Origin of the sequence: Streptomyces sp. NPDC005393, assembly GCF_040606675.1 — a bacterium.
Lineage (GTDB): Bacteria > Actinomycetota > Actinomycetes > Streptomycetales > Streptomycetaceae > Streptomyces.
Genome location: NZ_JBEXFG010000053.1, coordinates 1 through 15,116, shown reverse-complemented (window position 1 = coordinate 15,116; position 15,116 = coordinate 1). Strand labels below are relative to the sequence as shown.

General features: G+C 70.7%; 17 protein-coding genes and 2 pseudogenes. 11 read left to right on the top strand and 8 right to left on the bottom strand.

Going from position 1 to position 15,116, the window contains the following annotated elements:
• Nucleotides 1-274 precede the first annotated feature (274 nt).
• Both mshA and ABZS71_RS30345 read left to right on the top strand, forming a co-directional pair.
• Nucleotides 275-1,636, top strand: coding sequence for a D-inositol-3-phosphate glycosyltransferase (mshA, locus tag ABZS71_RS30350; protein ID WP_356215183.1), 1,362 nt, complete (start codon nt 275-277; stop codon nt 1,634-1,636).
• Nucleotides 1,629-2,147: a YbjN domain-containing protein gene (locus tag ABZS71_RS30345; RefSeq protein WP_355841920.1), complete on the top strand. Its 519-nt coding sequence runs from the start codon at nt 1,629-1,631 to the stop codon at nt 2,145-2,147. The genes mshA and ABZS71_RS30345 overlap by 8 nt, the downstream gene beginning before the upstream one ends.
• Nucleotides 2,148-2,539: 392 nt before the next feature.
• On the opposite strand, the gene ABZS71_RS30340 is transcribed toward ABZS71_RS30345, so the two are convergent.
• The gene (locus tag ABZS71_RS30340; RefSeq protein ID WP_356215181.1) at nt 2,540-2,869 is read right to left on the bottom strand and encodes a resolvase; all 330 of its coding nucleotides are present in this window, start codon (nt 2,867-2,869) and stop codon (nt 2,540-2,542) included.
• A 375-nt stretch (nt 2,870-3,244) separates the two neighbouring features.
• On the opposite strand from ABZS71_RS30340, the pseudogene ABZS71_RS30335 reads away from it, so the two are divergent.
• Nucleotides 3,245-3,414 (top strand): annotated as a pseudogene (locus ABZS71_RS30335) (site-specific integrase); the annotation flags it as partial.
• A gap of 83 nt (nt 3,415-3,497) precedes the next feature.
• Here the strand turns inward: ABZS71_RS30335 and ABZS71_RS30330 are convergent.
• The 3 genes from ABZS71_RS30330 to ABZS71_RS30320 form a co-directional block, all read right to left on the bottom strand.
• Nucleotides 3,498-3,869, bottom strand: coding sequence for a DoxX family protein (locus ABZS71_RS30330; protein WP_356215179.1), 372 nt, complete (start codon nt 3,867-3,869; stop codon nt 3,498-3,500).
• Nucleotides 3,870-4,009: 140 nt separating this feature from the next.
• Nucleotides 4,010-4,492, bottom strand: coding sequence for an SAM-dependent methyltransferase (locus tag ABZS71_RS30325; protein ID WP_356215177.1), 483 nt, complete (start codon nt 4,490-4,492; stop codon nt 4,010-4,012).
• 307 nt (nt 4,493-4,799) lie between these two features.
• A complete protein-coding gene (locus ABZS71_RS30320) occupies nt 4,800-5,468 on the bottom strand; it encodes a class I SAM-dependent methyltransferase (RefSeq protein ID WP_356215175.1) in 669 nt (222 codons plus the stop codon).
• 61 nt (nt 5,469-5,529) lie between these two features.
• Between ABZS71_RS30320 and ABZS71_RS30315 the strand changes: the two genes are divergently transcribed.
• A complete protein-coding gene (locus ABZS71_RS30315) occupies nt 5,530-6,216 on the top strand; it encodes a helix-turn-helix domain-containing protein (protein WP_356215174.1) in 687 nt (228 codons plus the stop codon).
• Between the two features lie 144 nt (nt 6,217-6,360).
• On the opposite strand, the gene ABZS71_RS30310 is transcribed toward ABZS71_RS30315, so the two are convergent.
• Together ABZS71_RS30310 and ABZS71_RS30305 are read right to left on the bottom strand one after the other, a co-directional pair.
• Nucleotides 6,361-6,813: a recombinase family protein gene (locus tag ABZS71_RS30310; RefSeq protein WP_356215214.1), complete on the bottom strand. Its 453-nt coding sequence runs from the start codon at nt 6,811-6,813 to the stop codon at nt 6,361-6,363.
• 70 nt (nt 6,814-6,883) lie between these two features.
• Nucleotides 6,884-8,520, bottom strand: a pseudogene (locus ABZS71_RS30305) (DUF4158 domain-containing protein); the annotation flags it as partial.
• Nucleotides 8,521-8,699: 179 nt separating this feature from the next.
• On the opposite strand from ABZS71_RS30305, the gene ABZS71_RS30300 reads away from it, so the two are divergent.
• From ABZS71_RS30300 to ABZS71_RS30270, 7 genes are all read left to right on the top strand, one after another.
• The gene (locus ABZS71_RS30300; protein WP_356215172.1) at nt 8,700-8,831 is read left to right on the top strand and encodes a hypothetical protein; all 132 of its coding nucleotides are present in this window, start codon (nt 8,700-8,702) and stop codon (nt 8,829-8,831) included.
• Between the two features lie 8 nt (nt 8,832-8,839).
• Complete coding sequence (locus tag ABZS71_RS30295) at nt 8,840-9,130, top strand: ATP-binding cassette domain-containing protein (protein ID WP_356215170.1); 291 nt, start codon at nt 8,840-8,842, stop codon at nt 9,128-9,130.
• Between the two features lie 511 nt (nt 9,131-9,641).
• Nucleotides 9,642-9,770, top strand: coding sequence for a hypothetical protein (locus ABZS71_RS30290; protein ID WP_356215168.1), 129 nt, complete (start codon nt 9,642-9,644; stop codon nt 9,768-9,770).
• Nucleotides 9,771-9,890: 120 nt separating this feature from the next.
• Nucleotides 9,891-10,124 (top strand): hypothetical protein, encoded by a 234-nt coding sequence (locus ABZS71_RS30285; protein ID WP_355841917.1) that lies wholly within the window; start codon nt 9,891-9,893, stop codon nt 10,122-10,124.
• The gene (locus ABZS71_RS30280; RefSeq protein ID WP_356215166.1) at nt 10,117-10,746 is read left to right on the top strand and encodes a sigma-70 family RNA polymerase sigma factor; all 630 of its coding nucleotides are present in this window, start codon (nt 10,117-10,119) and stop codon (nt 10,744-10,746) included. Before ABZS71_RS30285 ends, ABZS71_RS30280 begins: the two co-directional genes overlap by 8 nt.
• Entirely contained in the window at nt 10,743-12,692 is a 1,950-nt protein-coding gene (locus ABZS71_RS30275; RefSeq protein WP_356215164.1) for a M48 family metallopeptidase, read from the top strand. The genes ABZS71_RS30280 and ABZS71_RS30275 overlap by 4 nt, the downstream gene beginning before the upstream one ends.
• A gap of 10 nt (nt 12,693-12,702) precedes the next feature.
• Nucleotides 12,703-13,464 carry a phosphoglyceromutase gene (locus ABZS71_RS30270; RefSeq protein WP_355841908.1) on the top strand — a complete coding sequence of 254 codons (762 nt, stop codon included), beginning with the start codon at nt 12,703-12,705 and terminating at the stop codon, nt 13,462-13,464.
• Nucleotides 13,465-13,544: 80 nt separating this feature from the next.
• Here ABZS71_RS30270 and ABZS71_RS30265 read toward each other — a convergent pair whose 3' ends face one another.
• Nucleotides 13,545-14,792: a site-specific integrase gene (locus ABZS71_RS30265; RefSeq protein WP_356215162.1), complete on the bottom strand. Its 1,248-nt coding sequence runs from the start codon at nt 14,790-14,792 to the stop codon at nt 13,545-13,547.
• Nucleotides 14,792-15,001 carry a helix-turn-helix domain-containing protein gene (locus ABZS71_RS30260; RefSeq protein ID WP_356215160.1) on the bottom strand — a complete coding sequence of 70 codons (210 nt, stop codon included), beginning with the start codon at nt 14,999-15,001 and terminating at the stop codon, nt 14,792-14,794. Before ABZS71_RS30260 ends, ABZS71_RS30265 begins: the two co-directional genes overlap by 1 nt.
• Nucleotides 15,002-15,116 lie beyond the last annotated feature (115 nt).

Genomic DNA, 15,116 nt, shown 5'->3' with positions numbered 1-15,116 from the left:
CCGAGCCACGTCCCGCCGCGGCGGCGCCTGGCCGCCCCACCCGCAGCCCCACCGGCCGGCCATCCGGCAACGGGGCCCACGCCCGCCCCGCCCCGCCCGATGCTCCCAGCACCTCAGCCGGGACGAGAGCGCACCCCACCTCACCCGCGCTCCCACCTCGCCGCGTACCGAGCGCGCTCGAAGGGTCACGCTTTGGCAAAGCGGAAATGGGAACCGGATGCTCCGGTGTTGACGGGCAGAGGAGAAGCCCGCCCCGGCAAGGAGGTATCGCCCGGTGAGCCAGTACGCGTCCCGGTTCGGCGGCCTGCGAGGCCGGCCCCATACACCGTTCGGCGGCCCGTCCCACCAGCGGCTGCGGCGCGTTCCGCGCAAACCGCGCCGTATCGCGATGCTCAGTGTGCACACCTCTCCGCTGCATCAGCCGGGCACCGGCGACGCCGGGGGGATGAACGTGTACATCGTCGAGCTCGCCAAGCGCCTCGCCGCGATCGACATAGAGGTGGAGATCTTCACCCGGGCGACCACCGGCGCCCTCCCCCCGTCCGTCGAGCTCGCGCCCGGCGTGCTCGTACGGCATGTGGACGCGGGTCCGTACGAGGGACTGGCGAAGGAGGACCTTCCGGCGCAGCTGTGCGCGTTCACGCATGGGGTGATGCAGACGTGGGCGGGCCATCGGCCCGGCTATTACGACCTCGTCCACTCCCACTACTGGCTCTCCGGCCACGTAGGCTGGCTCGCCGCCGAGCGCTGGGGTGTGCCGCTGGTGCACGCCATGCACACCATGGCCAAGGTCAAGAACGCCGCGCTCGCGGCCGGTGACACCCCCGAACCGGCGGCCCGGGTGATCGGGGAGCAGCAGATCGTCCGCGCCGCCGACCGGCTGATCGCCAATACGGCCGAGGAGGCGGAGGAGCTGGTGCGCCACTACGAGGCGGCGCGCGAGCTGGTGGCCGTGGTCCACCCGGGGGTGAATCTGGAGCGGTTCCGGCCCGCCGACGGCCGGGCCGCGGCCCGTGCGCGCCTCGGGCTTCCGGCCGATGCGCTGATACCGCTCTTCGCGGGCCGGATACAGCCCCTGAAGGCCCCGGACATCCTGCTGCACGCGGTGGCCCATCTGCTGGAGGAGGATCCGTCGCTGCGCGAGCGGATCGTCGTACCGGTGGTGGGCGGGCCGAGCGGCACCGGCCTCGCCAAGCCGGAGCGGCTGCACAAGCTGGCGGCGCGGCTCGGAATCTGCGATGTCGTCCGCTTCCGGCCGCCGGTCGCGCAGGACGAGCTCGCGGACTGGTACCGGGCGGCGTCGGTGCTGGTGATGCCGTCGTACAGCGAGTCGTTCGGGCTGGTGGCGATCGAGGCGCAGGCGTGCGGCACCCCGGTCGTGGCGGCATCGGTGGGCGGTCTTCCAGTGGCGGTACGGAACGGGGTCAGCGGCACCCTGGTCGACGGCCATGACCCCGTCGACTACGCCCGCGCCCTGCGCCCCTTCGCGGACGACGCGGAACGGTCGGGGCGGATGGGCGCGGCGGCGGCCCGGCACGCGGAGTCCTTCGGATGGGACACGGCCGCCGCGGCGACGGCGGAGGTCTACCTGGAGGCGATGCGCGGGCGGCGTCGCCTACGATCGGCCCATGGGTGACACCGACGCCAAGCCCGTAACCGACGCCAAGGCCGTGATCGAGCAGACGCTGCGCGACGCCGAGCTGGAGTGGGAGAGCCCGTCCGACGGCACCTATGTCGTCACGCTCCCCGGCACCCGCAAGCTGTCGACCACCTGCTCGCTGCGGGTCGGCCGGCACTCCCTCTCGGTCAACGCCTTCGTCGTCCGCCATCCCGATGAGAATCACGAGGCCGTCCACCGCTGGCTGCTGGAGCGCAACACCCGGCTGTACGGGGTGAGTTACGCGATCGACCAGCTCGGCGACATCTATCTGGTGGGCCGGCTGCCGCTTGCCTCCGTCACCCCGGACGAACTGGACCGGGTGCTGGGCACCGTGCTGGAGAACGCGGACGGCAGCTTCAACACGCTGCTGGAGATGGGGTTCGCCACCGCCATCCGCAAGGAGTACGCATGGCGCACGGCGCGCGGCGAGTCCACGCGGAACCTGGAGGCGTTCAGCAACCTGACCCGCGATTCCGTCGCCGAGTGACCGACTCGCCGGGTGACCGACTCGCCGGGTGACCGACTCGCCGGGTGACCACCTCGCGCGACATGCCCTGGCGTGAATCCACTGGCCGGGGCGCTGGCGCGTCCATCATGAATGACCTGTCGATTGCCGGGAATTCAGAAGAGATGCCATGGAATCGCGCGCCACGTATGACGCTTTAGCTGATGTCTACGACCTCATGTATCCAGCTGCTTCGCCGGATATAGCCGACACTGTCGACTTCATAGCTCCGAGCGGTCGGTCATGATCGACAGCACCCATGTGATGCGTGACCGGCAGCTGACCCTGGTCATCCACACGGTGGTGGACGGCGGCGTGCCGCGCCCGACCCCAACCCCGGGGATCAATCGAACCGTGGTTGGCGTTGAGATTGATCATGGTCCCGCTGTGGCCGGAAGGGTATCGACGCGGTTCTTGTACTCGCGGCGGGCCTTGCGCTGTGCCGGGACCTCCGGAACGCGCTGGGTGCCGTCGAGGGGTTGGCAGCGGGCGAGGAGCTGGCGGTGAAGTGCGGGGGTAGCGCTGACTCGCAGGGTGTAGCCCTGGCCGCGCCGTACGGTGACGCCGTGGTCGAGCGCGGCCCGCTCGGCGGGCTCCAGCTCGGTGGCGCGGAGGAAGTCGGCGACCTTGCCCGGCATGTCGAGGGTGACCGGCAGCTCCGGGGTCGGGGCGTCTTCGTGGCCGACGGCGGCGTGCTCGGGCATGAGGCGGCGACGGCCGTACAGACGGCGCCGCGGCTGACGCTATGTTCGCGGGCCAGGGCGGCGATGGACCGGCCGTCCAAGTACGCCGTGCGGACAGCGTCCGTCTTCCCGGCCGCGATGGCGGGGCGGCGGCCGCCCTTGCTGCCCTTGGCCTCGGCGGCCCGCGTAGGAGGCCAGCCGGAATATGCCGGAAACAGGCAATAGGCGGGGAGGCGGCTCAGCTCTCTTGTGAGAAAGGACCGTGTCACCAGCCGCAAACGAGGGGTCAGGGCTTCGTGGCCGTGGTCTTCTTCGGCTGGCGGGGGACGGTCTTGGTCTCGTCGAGGTGCCCGTACACCGTCGACCGCGGCACGCTGAACATGTCGGCGATCTGTGTTCCGCCACTCGGCCCTGACTCACCTTGGCGAGGCCGGAGCGAGCCTGCTGATGCTGATGGCCAAGTCCCGGCACAAGAAGGCCGGAGAACCTGCGCCGCTACTTCAAGCTCTCCCCAGGCCATCGCGGAGCTCACCAGTCTGGTCGCCCCTGGCGACAGCAGGCGCTGAGGGGGTGCGCTCAGCTGGTCGGTCAGAGCGTTCGTCACGGAATCCCTCACCTGTGCTGGGGACTCTCTAGAACTCGGCAGAGGTCAGAAGGCGTAAAGGCCGAAGCGGCCCCAGGCGATGACAACGGACAGCGCGAGCAAGGCCACGTTGACGGCGATGCCCGACGACTCCTTGCGGCGGGCGTGGGTGGCGGCTGCACCGAGCATAGTGATGGCCAGGCCGGTGGCGGCCAGCGGAGTGAGGGTTGGGGCGATGTCGGTGACGGCGGGCAGGATCAGGCCGACGGCACCGAGAAGTTCGACCACGCCGATCAGGCGAACCTGGGTGGCGGTGAAGTCCTCCACCCAAGGCATCGCGGGGCGCAGCTTCTCCTTGGGCCAGATGGACTTCATCACCCCGACCAAGCCGAAAGCGGCGCCCAGGATGGCCTGCAGTATCCACAGGAATACGTTCATATCAGTAGCTCTCTCCATTGGACGATGCAGAGGTGCTCGGCCTGGTCGCAGACACGGTGATGGGTGTCGTCTACGAGAGGCCATGGCCCTGCGACCAGGTTGATCACTGGACGGCCGGCGGGGGCCCGCCGGCCGGAACCTCAGTAGTAGGAGCTCATGAGCTCGGTGGCCCAGGCCGGTTGGGTGACCGAATGGCGGGGGGCGAACTCGATCAGGTACGGCTTGATATCCAGGATGGGGGTGCCAGACAGCGCGTCCAGGTCGGCGACGTGCAAGTTCAAGCCGTCCACTGTGAGGAGTCGGCAGCGGGAGACACCAAGACGGTTGGGACGGTATGGCCCCCGGTGGGCGAAGATCCCTACAGGGGCCGCGCTCGGGTTCCCTCGTGGGGGACGGGGATCGGTGCGTACCTTGGCTGGGTCGATCCGATCGCAGAGGAAGACGACCTCTAGGTGGGAGAAGCTCTCCAGGCCGAGCACCGCCGAGGCGGTGAAGGTCTCACCGTCCAGCCGGATCACGGCTCGAACATCGTGCCAGTGGTCTTCGACCATCTCGCTGCGACCGCCCACCACCCGGCCGACTGGTCGCAGGGTCACGGTGTCGGTTGTCATGGTGATCTCCACGTTCTTGTAGCACCCGAGGGCACCGCGGCGTTTGGCGAGGGTGTTGGAGCTGGTTGAACAGCACGGATTCGCCGTTCAGGTGAATCCGGGTTCAGCCGTCGGAGCCCCCGGCCGCAACTGCCGCACCGCGGACCGGTTGGCGAGTCGGCGGCACTCACCGCGACCGATCAGCCTCAAGCGCCACCTGGACTACGAGCGGCGCTGAAGGCCATCACCCGGTACGTCGACCACTACGCCGCCCAAGCTCGACGTGCTCGGGTGGCGTGAAACTTGCCGCAAACCTGCAGAAACCAGCGGCCGGAGATTGCTAGGCGTCGCGGCGCAGGGTGAACCAGAAGGTCGGCACCGAGTTGGTGCCCGGTGTGACGTCGAGTAGTTCCCAGCCGGGGAACCTGGCGCGGAGCTCGTCGGCTGTGACGCCCGCCGCCCACGACGTGACCTCGGGGATCGGATTGCCGAGCGGCTCGGGGCCGTACCCGAACATCAGCAACCGTGCTCCGGGAGCGGCGCGGTGGGTGAGCCCGGCGGCGTAGGCGTCGCGGCGGTGCAGCGGGACCCCGCAGTAGCAGCTCAGGTCGAAGAACAGGTCGAAGGGGCCCGGCACGTCCAGCTCGTCGAGGCGGGTGGCGTCTCCGTGCAGCAGCCGTACCGCCACTCCCGCCTTCGCAGCCTTCTCCCTGGCCTGGTCGACGGCGCGGTCGATCAGGTCGACGGCCGCCACCTCCCAGCCGTGCCGTGCGAGGTAGGTGGCGTTGGTCCCCGTGCCGCAGCCGAGTTCGAGGGCGCGGCCGGGCGGCAGCGCGCCGTGCCCCTCTACCAGGGCGACCAGCTCGGGCGGCGTCACGCCGGTGTCCCACGGTGGCTTGCCGGTGCGGTAGTAGCCCTCCAGTGCGCGGTGGACGGACTCCTCCTCCGGGTCTCGCTGCGTTGAGGCCAGGTCTGGTTCCGGCCTCTGGGTGGCGTTGGGCTGGTCCATCGTCTCCTCCAAGGAGCTAGAGTTGAACTCTAGTGACATGCTCTAGAGGTATACTCGCAATATGGACAAAGTCAAGCGGCCGGACAAGCGAGCCGAGCGCTCACGCCGCACCCGTGAAAAGGTCGTCGAGGCGGCTCGCGAGCTGTTCGTCGCGCAGGGTTACGGGGCGACGAGCCTGCAGGAGGTCGCGGACCGGGCGGGCGTGGCCGTCCAGACGGTCTATTTCGTCTTCCGCAACAAGCGCACGCTGTTCAAGGACGTCGTCGACACGTCCATCGCCGGGGACACTGAGCCGGTCGCCACCATGGATCGTGAGTGGTTTCGCGCCGCGTGCGCCGAGCCCACCGCTGCCGGGCAATTGCGCGCGCACGTCCACGGCACCCGCGAGATCCTGGGCCGGGTCGCCCCGATCATGCCGCTGATCGAGGCTGCCGCGGCCACCGACCCTGAGATCGCCGCACAGTGGCCGGACGGCCCCGACCCGCGTTACACCGTGCAGTACGCAGCGGCCGAAGCCCTGGCCGGCAAGCCCGACACCCGTCCTGGCCTCTCCATTGAGATGGCGGCGGACCTGCTGTTCGGCCTGCTCAGCCCGCAGCTCTACCTGATCTTCGTCCGCGACCGCGACTGGTCACCGGACACGTGGGAAGAGTGGGCCCGCACCGCCTTGACCTCCCAACTCTGCGCCGACCCCGGCTCAGCGGACGGACGTCACGATGGTCCTCCAGCCCGCAATGCTGGTGGCTAACCACCTGGCCGGCCTCCTGCGGGCCAGGTCGGACAACACGGCCGACACCCATACCGGGCCCTACGCCGACCAGATCACCCCGGCCACCCAAGCCCCGGTGCCAGTAGGCCGACCACGACAAACAAAACTCCGGCCCTGTCCCGACTACGCCCTATCCAGGGTCTTCTTTGGCCGGCGGGGCACGGTGTCGCCCTTCAGGTGCCCGTACACCGTCGAGCGCGGCACCCCGAACAGGTCCGCGATCTGCTGGACGGTCTTGTCTCGCGTGTCGTACAGCTGCTGGGCGAGGGCGGCCTGGTCGGCGGTGAGCTTGGGCCGGCGTCCGCCGACCCGGCCGCGGGCGCGGGCGGAGGCCAGGCCGTCCATCGTGTTGGCCACGATCAGCTCGCGCTGCAGCTCGGACAGGACCGACAGCATGCCGAACATCGCGCGGCCCTCCATCGTGCCGGTGTCGATGCCCTGCTCGATCACATGCAGGCCCACCCCGCGTTCGCGCAGGTCCGCCCCGAGGGTGACCAAGTGCAGGACTGAGCGCGACAGTCGGTCCAGCCGGGTGACCTTCAGCGTGTCGCCTTCGCGCAGCAGCTTGAGGACCAGGTCGAGGCTGGGCCGGGAGGCCTTGGCGCCACTGGCCTTATCCAGATGGATGTTGTTGCGGTCGACGCCCGTGTTCCTCGACCGGCTCGTCCAGGCTCAGACCGTGCAGTACGTCCTCGGAGACGGCCTCCCACTGCTTGCCGTCCAGCAGCCGCGCCCGCGGGTCCGCCCACCGGTTCGACGGCGAGGCGAACACGTCGCGCCGGTTCAGCGCGCGGAACAGCTGCTCCAGCACGCACACCACGTACGCGTCGCGGTCCACCGCCCCCTCGGGTAGCTCCGGGTTGGAGTACACCGCCTTCTTCCACGGCGCCGGCACCAGCTTTGCATCGATCTCACGCGGCAGCAGCGGCTTGGCCTTCACCTTCCGCCTCGCCAGTACCGGGAGCCGCTTCACCGCCTCCAGAATCCGCTTGCCGCCGGAGGCCGCTCCCAGCGCGGGCGACTCCCCGAGCAGGGACAGGAAGGGGCGGACGGTGTTGTAGCGGGTGGCCAGCAGGCGCCGCATCTCTGCCTCGGCCTCCTCGTCCGCGGGCCCGATCAGCTCTCTCAGCAGTGCCGAGGCGGCCATCACCTCCTCACGCGCCCCAATCTCCGTCTCCAGTGTCCGCCACATCGCGCCCGCGTCCAGGTCGGTGCCGCTCTCGGTGATCAGGTCCAACTGCTCGCTCCACAGCCGGAACACCCCATCGAGCATCCGTGACGCCTTCGCCATGCGAGGCCGGGCCGCGAGCCAGTCCCGGTCCGTCGCCCGCCGCGCGGCGCTGATCAGCTTCACCTGCATCAGCACCGAGAACAGATCCAGCGCGTCGTCGATCGCGGACGCCTCCAGGAGCCGCACCACCGACGTCAGCAGCGCGGTGCGCTTCGGCTCCGGCGTGCGCTCCAGGATCGGCGCTTTCGACCCCAGACCGACGCGCGCCAGCGTCGACAGCCGGTTCGGCGGCACCTTGTCCAGCTTCACCCGGCCCAGACGGAACGCCGAGATCTCATCCACCCGCTCCAGCGCCTTCGCCAGGCTCGCGCCCGTCGTCCGCGTCGGCGGCCGGCGCAGCCGCTCCAACTCCGAGATCCGCCGCCCCTCCGGCACCCCGAGCAGCGCCACCAGATCCGCCGACAGCGACGCGTCGGCTCGCCGCGCGGCGTCCGCCACCGTCGCGTACAGCCGCTTCTCCGCGACCTGACGCACGGATGCGACCTGCTTGGCCAGCACGCTCACGCCCGGCAGCAGCACCCGGTGGCGCCGCAGCCAGCCCACCGCCTGGTTGAACAGGGCCACCGGTCCCTCGGCGCCTGTCCACGCCCGTCCGTGCAGGAACGCGCGGAACTTCCGGCCCCACTCCGCGTCCTCCAACCGGTGGTAGCCGTAGGCGTCCCGGATCTCCCACGCGTGCTCGTACGCCGTCTTCGCCCGCTCGGTGTACCGCTTCACCACCGACGCGTCCTCGATCTGCAACTGCGCGGCCAGGTGCTCGATGACCGACCACGGCACGTCCAGCGGATCGTCCACCAGGAACGGCCGACATACCGGACGGTGCACATCTGCACCGCGAACCCCAGCTGGTGCGCCGTCGTACGGCGCAGCGCGATCAGGTCCCGGTCCACGTCGTCCAGGAAGAAGAACCGCTCCAGCTCCGGCCGTGTCGGCTCCTCCACGAAACGTCCGTACTCCGCCGCTTGGTCATCAGTCAGAAATTCCACCGGCACCCGGCGGACGGTAGCCACCCGTCATCCGAGCCCACCGAGCTTCAAGAGAAACCTGACGCCGCATCCCGGAGCTGTGCTAGACGGCCAAGATCAATCTCAGTGCCAACCACGGTTCGATTGATCCCCGGGGCCGGACCCAGGAAGTCATCCGGTACGCGTGGCCCTCCGAGATCGACCTGATGGCCCGGCTGCCCGGGCTGCGCCTGGTGGATCGTTTCGGCGGCTGGAAGGGCGAGGCGTACGGACCGCACGGTCCGCGCCATGTATCGGTGTACGAGGCGGTCGGGCACGGCGAGAACGGGCCCGAGTGACGGCGCGGATGGAGGAAGCACCCGGCTCCGCCCTGCTCCGGCTGACCGACGTCAGCCGCGCCTACGGGGATCGGCAGGTGCTCCGCTCGGCCACGCTGGACATCGCACCGGGCGAGTGCGTGGCGCTCATGGGGGACAACGGCTCAGGCAAGTCGACGCTGCTGAGGCTGGCGTCCGGCAGGGAGCGGCCGACGTCGGGGGAGGTGCTGTTCGACGACGAGCCGATCGACGAGGACGCCCCCGTTACCAGGGAGCGTGTCGCCACGGTGATGGACCCGGCGCGCGCTACCCCGACCTGACGGTGCGCGAGCACCTGATGCCGGTGGCGCTGGCCCACAGTCTGGGCGACGAGGCCGACGAGGCGGTCGAGGCGCTACTCGAGGAGCAACGCCTGGCCGGACGACGTCGACAACGAGTCCCGCGCGGGCCGCAACGACAACCGGGTGGGGGTGACGGACACCGGGCACGCCGTGTTCCTCAAGCGCCTCGATCCCGCCCAGCCGGCCGCGGCCGCGCGGTTCCGCAGGCTGGTGCGGTTCGAGACGCGCGGGGGCGCGGGGCAGGGCGGCCCCTTGACGTCCCCGCCCTGTCTGGGCTGGGACGAGGACGAGGACGAGCTGATCGTCGTCTTCGCCCTGGCTGAAGGACGCGCGTTCGGGCGCGGGCCTGGCCAAGGAGGAGGCGTTCAGCGACGAACTCGCCCACGAAGCCGGGCGCGCGATCGGAAGCCTGCACTGCCTGCCCGCGGGGCCCGCGGCCCCGGACGAACCGTCGGAGGATCAGCAACCGCTGCTGCCACTGGACTTCTTCGTGGCGCTGCCCCTCGCGTACCACACCCGGGCCAGCGGCGCCTCGCTCGAAGCGTGGCGGCTCCTGCAGGACGATGCCGAACTCATCGCCGGGCTGCGGGAGCTGCGCCGCGAGGAGTCGCTGCGCTGACGGGCCCCGGGCACGGCGCGAAGTTCTCCGAAGTCGCGGTGAAGAAAATCATTCCATGAGGGCTCTTCATGGTGAACCGGCGTCAGCCGGGAACCATGAAGAGGAGACATTACGGTGTTCATGGACAATCCATGGCTGATGGTGACAACGGTCGTGACGGTGGGGGTGCTACGGCTGATGGGGGACGTCATCCGCTGGCTGGCGGCGCGCTCGGGCGAACGGGTCCGGGCGCGCATGCTGGTCGAGTTGCTGAACAGGTCGGGGCCGGGCACGGTGCTCACCGACCACCGTGCCGACGGCGCGGCGCTGACCGTACGGCGTCCGGGCGGACAGGGCGGGGGCGGGCATGAGTGACACGGTCGAGGAGGCCACACGCGACGAGGAGTTCGACGCGTTCTACGCCCGCACCTACCCCTGGCTGGCCGCCCGCGCGGTGATGCTCAGCGGTAACCGGCAGAACGCCGAGGACGCCGTCCAGGAGGCGTATATCGAGGCGATGCACCGCTGGTCGGAGGTCAGGACGTACGCCTCGCCGGAGGCATGGGTGACCACCACCATGCGGCACAAGCTCTCACGCGACGGGCGCCGCTGGTGGTTCCGCTGGAAGCCGGTCGAGCTGACCGTCCCCGCCGCCACGACCGCGACCGTGGAGGAGACCGCGGAGGCGCTGGCCGCGCTGCGGGCGCTCGGCACCCTGCCGCCGCGCCAGCGCCAGGTGGTCGTCATGCACTCCGTATGGGGCATGAGCTACCAGGAGATCGCCGGCGAACTCGGGATCTCCACCGGAAGCGTCGGCAGCAATCTCCACAAGGCCCGCGCCCGGCTGAGCCTGCTGCTCGACGTCTCCCCGGAGCTCGGCCGGGAGGGCGAGCTCCTGCTGAGCACCGACCGGCTCGACCCGCTGTCGGCCGCGCTGCGCGGCGCCGCCGAGTGGCTGCTGGACGGTCTGAGCGCCGATCAGCGGAGGCGGCGATGATCGCCGCCGCCCGCGCCGTACTGGCCCTCGCGCTGCTCGCCGGCTTCTACGCCCTGGTCGCGGTGATGGTACTGCTGTGGGCGGCCTTTCTGGTGCTGGCGTTATGGGGCGCCGGATCGCCGGCGGCCACCACGCCCCCGACCAACGTCATCCTGGTGTGCGCCGCCTTCGCTCCGATCGTCGTCGGCATGGTGTGGGCGGTGATCCGCACCGCGCGGCCCGCCGCCCCGCGCGACGACACGGTGTGGGTCAGCCGGCGCGGGGCGCCCGCGCTCTGGGCCACGGTCGAGGAGCTGGCCCTGGCCGTGGGCACCCGGCCGCCCGACCACATCCGGCTGACCGCCGAGGTCAACGCGTCCGTCACCGAGGACGCCTCGTTCCTCGGCCTGGCGCCCGGCGGACGCACCCTCCACCTGGGCCTGCCCCTGCTGGCGGGCCTGCCGCCCGCCGAGCTGCGCGCCGTCCTCGCCCATGAGCTGGGCCACTTCTCCCGCCGCCACAACCGCTTCGGCGCCCTCGCCCACCGCGGTACTGCCGGGCTCCTCGCCGCACGACAGGCCATCCAGGACGCGTCGGCCGCCAATGACCTGGTGCGGATGTACGCGGGCGGCCCGCGGCTGCTCCTCGGCCTCTATACGCGCGTCTTCCGCTGGCTCACCCGGCCGGTCCGCCGGCGGCAGGAGATCGAGGCCGACCGGGAGGCCGCCAAGGTGGCCGGGGCGGGGACCGTCGCCGACGCGCTGCGCTCCACGGCCGCGCTGGAACAGGCGTGGCGGGAGTTCCTGGCGGACTTCCTCACCCCGATGCGCCGGGCGTACGGATGCGTACCCGACGACCCCTTCCGCGTCTTCGCCCAGCTGGTCCAGGCCCCCGAACTGCGGGAGCCGCTGGCCGCCCTGCGGGAGCGGGTGGCGGAGCGGCCCGCCGACCCCGACGACCCGCATCCCGACCTGGCCACCCGCCTCGGCCGGCTGAAGCGCCTCCCGGCCCGGCCGCCCCAGGCCCACCCGGACGGCCGCACCGCCGCACCCCTCGCCGTACCGTCGCGGTACGCGGCCGAGCTGGGCCGCGCCCTGCTCCGCCGGGCGGGGACGAGCCTGCCCTGGCGCGACTGGCTCGGCCTGCTGGCCGAACACCGGGCGACGCGGGCACTGACCCCGCTGGCCGAGGCGGTGCGTACGGTCGAGAAGGCCGAGGGAGTCGGCAGGCCCGGGACGGAGCCGGGTGCGCTGACCGTCCACCGGGTGCTGCGGCTGCTGGACAGCGGCCGCCGGATGCCGCTCGCCCGCGCCCTGAACTCCCTCCTGCCGGCCGACGAGCGGGCCGAACGGGACCCGCTCGGCCCCCTTGCCGACGCCCTGGCCGTCCTGATCGGGGCGCAGCTGGTCGCCCGCTCCACCGCGTACTGGACGATGGACTGGACCGGCCCCGGCACCCTCGTACTGCCCGACGGCATCGCCCCCGAGACCATCCGCACCTGGGCCGACACCGCCGTACGGCTGCCCGGCCAGACCCAGCGGCTCGGCCTGCACCTCGCCGCCCTGGGGGTGGACGAACGCGCCCCGCTCCCGCCCGCCCGGGGCACGACGGACGGCGGCGCACCCCGGGACGAGCCCAAGCAGGTCAGCATCGCGCCCGGGGTGACCGGTCCCGCCCGCCGGCGCATCACCGCGACCCGGGCGCTGGCGCTCACCGTGCTGCTGGGAATGACGGGCCTGTCCTACGCGCTGTGGGCCAACCGCGACGAGCCGGCCTACCCCGGCACTCCCGTGACCCGGTGGACGCGGCAGCCCGGGAGCGCCTACAGCTACAGCCCGGCCCCCGCCCCGGTCCCGACCTTCCGCCTGCCGACCCCCTCGTACCACCTGCCGACACCCGCGCTGTCGAGCATCGACATCGCCTCCCTGCTGCCCGCCCCCACCGACCGTCTGCGCCCGGTCAAGTAGTCTCAACCACATGGCCGACGCACCGTACAAGCTGATCCTCCTCCGCCATGGCGAGAGCGAGTGGAACGCGAAGAACCTGTTCACCGGCTGGGTGGACGTCAACCTCACCGAGAAGGGCGAGAAGGAGGCAGTCCGCGGCGGTGAGCTGCTCAAGGACGCCGGCCTGCTCCCCGACATCGTCCACACCTCCGTCCAGAAGCGCGCCATCCGCACCGCGCAGCTCGCCCTCGAGGCCGCCGACCGCCACTGGATCCCGGTCCACCGCAGCTGGCGGCTGAACGAGCGCCACTACGGCGCGCTGCAGGGCAAGGACAAGGCGCAGACCCTCGCCGAGTTCGGCGAGGAGCAGTTCATGCTCTGGCGCCGCTCGTATGACACCCCGCCGCCGCCGATCGAGGACGGCTCCGAGTGGTCCCAGAGCGACGACCCGCGCTACGCGAACCTCCCGCCGGAACTGCGGCCGCGCACCGAGTGCCTCAAGGACGTCGTCGAGCGCATGCTGCCGTACTGGTACGACGGCATCATCCCGGACCTGCTCGCCGACCGGACGGTACTGATCGCCGCCCACGGCAACTCGCTGCGCGCCCTGGTCAAGCACCTCGACGGCATCTCCGACGCCGACATCGCGGGCCTGAACATCCCCACCGGCATCCCGCTCTCCTACGAGCTCAACCCCGACTTCCGCCCCCTCAACCCGGGCGGCACCTACCTCGACCCGGAGGCCGCGAAGGCCGCCATCGAGGCGGTCAAGAACCAGGGCAAGAAGAAGTAACTCCGACTGATCAAGCCCCCTACCTGCGGGTTCTCCGCGAGTAGGGGGCTTGTCGCTGTGCTGGGGCCGTCTCTGGGCCGTCAGGTGCGGGACGGTCCCGACTGGGCCGTGTCGAAGACGGCAGCGACAGCCTTGCGAGTGCGCTCCTGGCTGGACGGCATGAGGTGCGCGTATACGCGGAGCGTCAGGCCGGGGTCGGAGTGGCCGAGGTACTCGGCGAGAGCCTTGATGTTCTCCCCGGCGTCCAGGAGCACGGACGCGTAGAAGTGGCGCAGAGCGTGCATGCCGTTCTCGCGTGACTCCGCGTACGGCTGGCCTCGCTCGGGCACCGGGATGACCTCGGCGGTGGCCAGCGCCGGTTTCCACGCCTCCTCGTTGAGCGATGTGCGCCAGACGTGCCCCCCACGCGGCCCAGTGAAGATCAGTCGCTTGGTCACCGGGGGACCGTCGGCCACCTTCCACGGCAAGGTGATCTCGATCGGCGGAAACCGCTTCATGTGCTCCCGGAGCGCGTCGGCGACCGGTCCGGGTAGCGGTACGTCCCGGAGCTTGCCGCCCTTGGGCGGGGCGAACACGGCCTTGCTGCGGCTCAGCTTCAGCTGCTGGACCACATGGAGCGCGTCCGACTCGAAGTCGATCGCGTCGACGGCGACGCCGAGGATCTCGCCCTGACGGAGCCCGCAGCCGCCGCCCAGGTCGACCATGGTCTGATAGCGCTCCGGCATGGCGGCCCGGACGGCGAAGAGTCGTTCCGGCGTCCACGGGATCACACGCTTCGTGTCGACGGTCGGCGGCCGGACCGAGCGGGCGGCGCACGGGTTCCGGGGAAGGTGTCCGTCGTCCACGGCCGCGCTGAGAGCGGCACGCACGTTGGAGTAGATCGTCCGAGCATACGACCCCCGGACGCCGTTCTCCTGGAGCTGACGCACCCAGTCCCGGACATGGGCAGGCTGGAAGGAGCCGAGTGGACGAGTGCCCAGGTGCGGGAAGGCGTGCAACCGGAGCTGTGACTCCATCGAGGCTTGCGTGTTCGGGTCGGCTCCCTGAGTGGCCACCCAGCGCTCGGCGTACTGCTGAAAGGTGATCCGAGCGGCGCGGGGGTCGATGTACTGCCCACGCGCCATATCCGCCTCGACGTGTGCGAGCCACTGATCGGCAAGCCGCTTCTGCCGGTCGGGGAAGCTCTTGGACTTCTCCGTGCCGTCCGGACCGACGTAGCGAGCGCGGTAACGGAGCCCTGATCCGTAGCGTTCGGTCTTGACCTTGCGGACCTTCCCGTCCCGGCCGGTCTCGGTCCTGTACCAGCGGTCTTGGATATGCCCGGCCATCAGGCAGCAGCCCCTTCCCGCAGGGACTCGACCCAGGCCCGGACGTCCACGGGGTCGAAGCGCAGATGTCGGCCGACCCGGAAGCCGCGCGGACCGGTGCGCTTGCGGCGCCACTGGTAGACCGTCTCAACGCTGGGCAGGTCGAACATCGACACCAGGTCCTCAGGAGTCAGGTACCGCGATGGCAAGGTGCGCGACTCGGCAGCCACTTCTGCGACAGCGAGGCGTCGGCTAGCCCGATCCTCCGCACATGACCGATTCGGATGAACTGATGATGTGGCCGGTGTCTCGGCGGGTTGTGGATCGTTGGGCTGGACGTGCCGA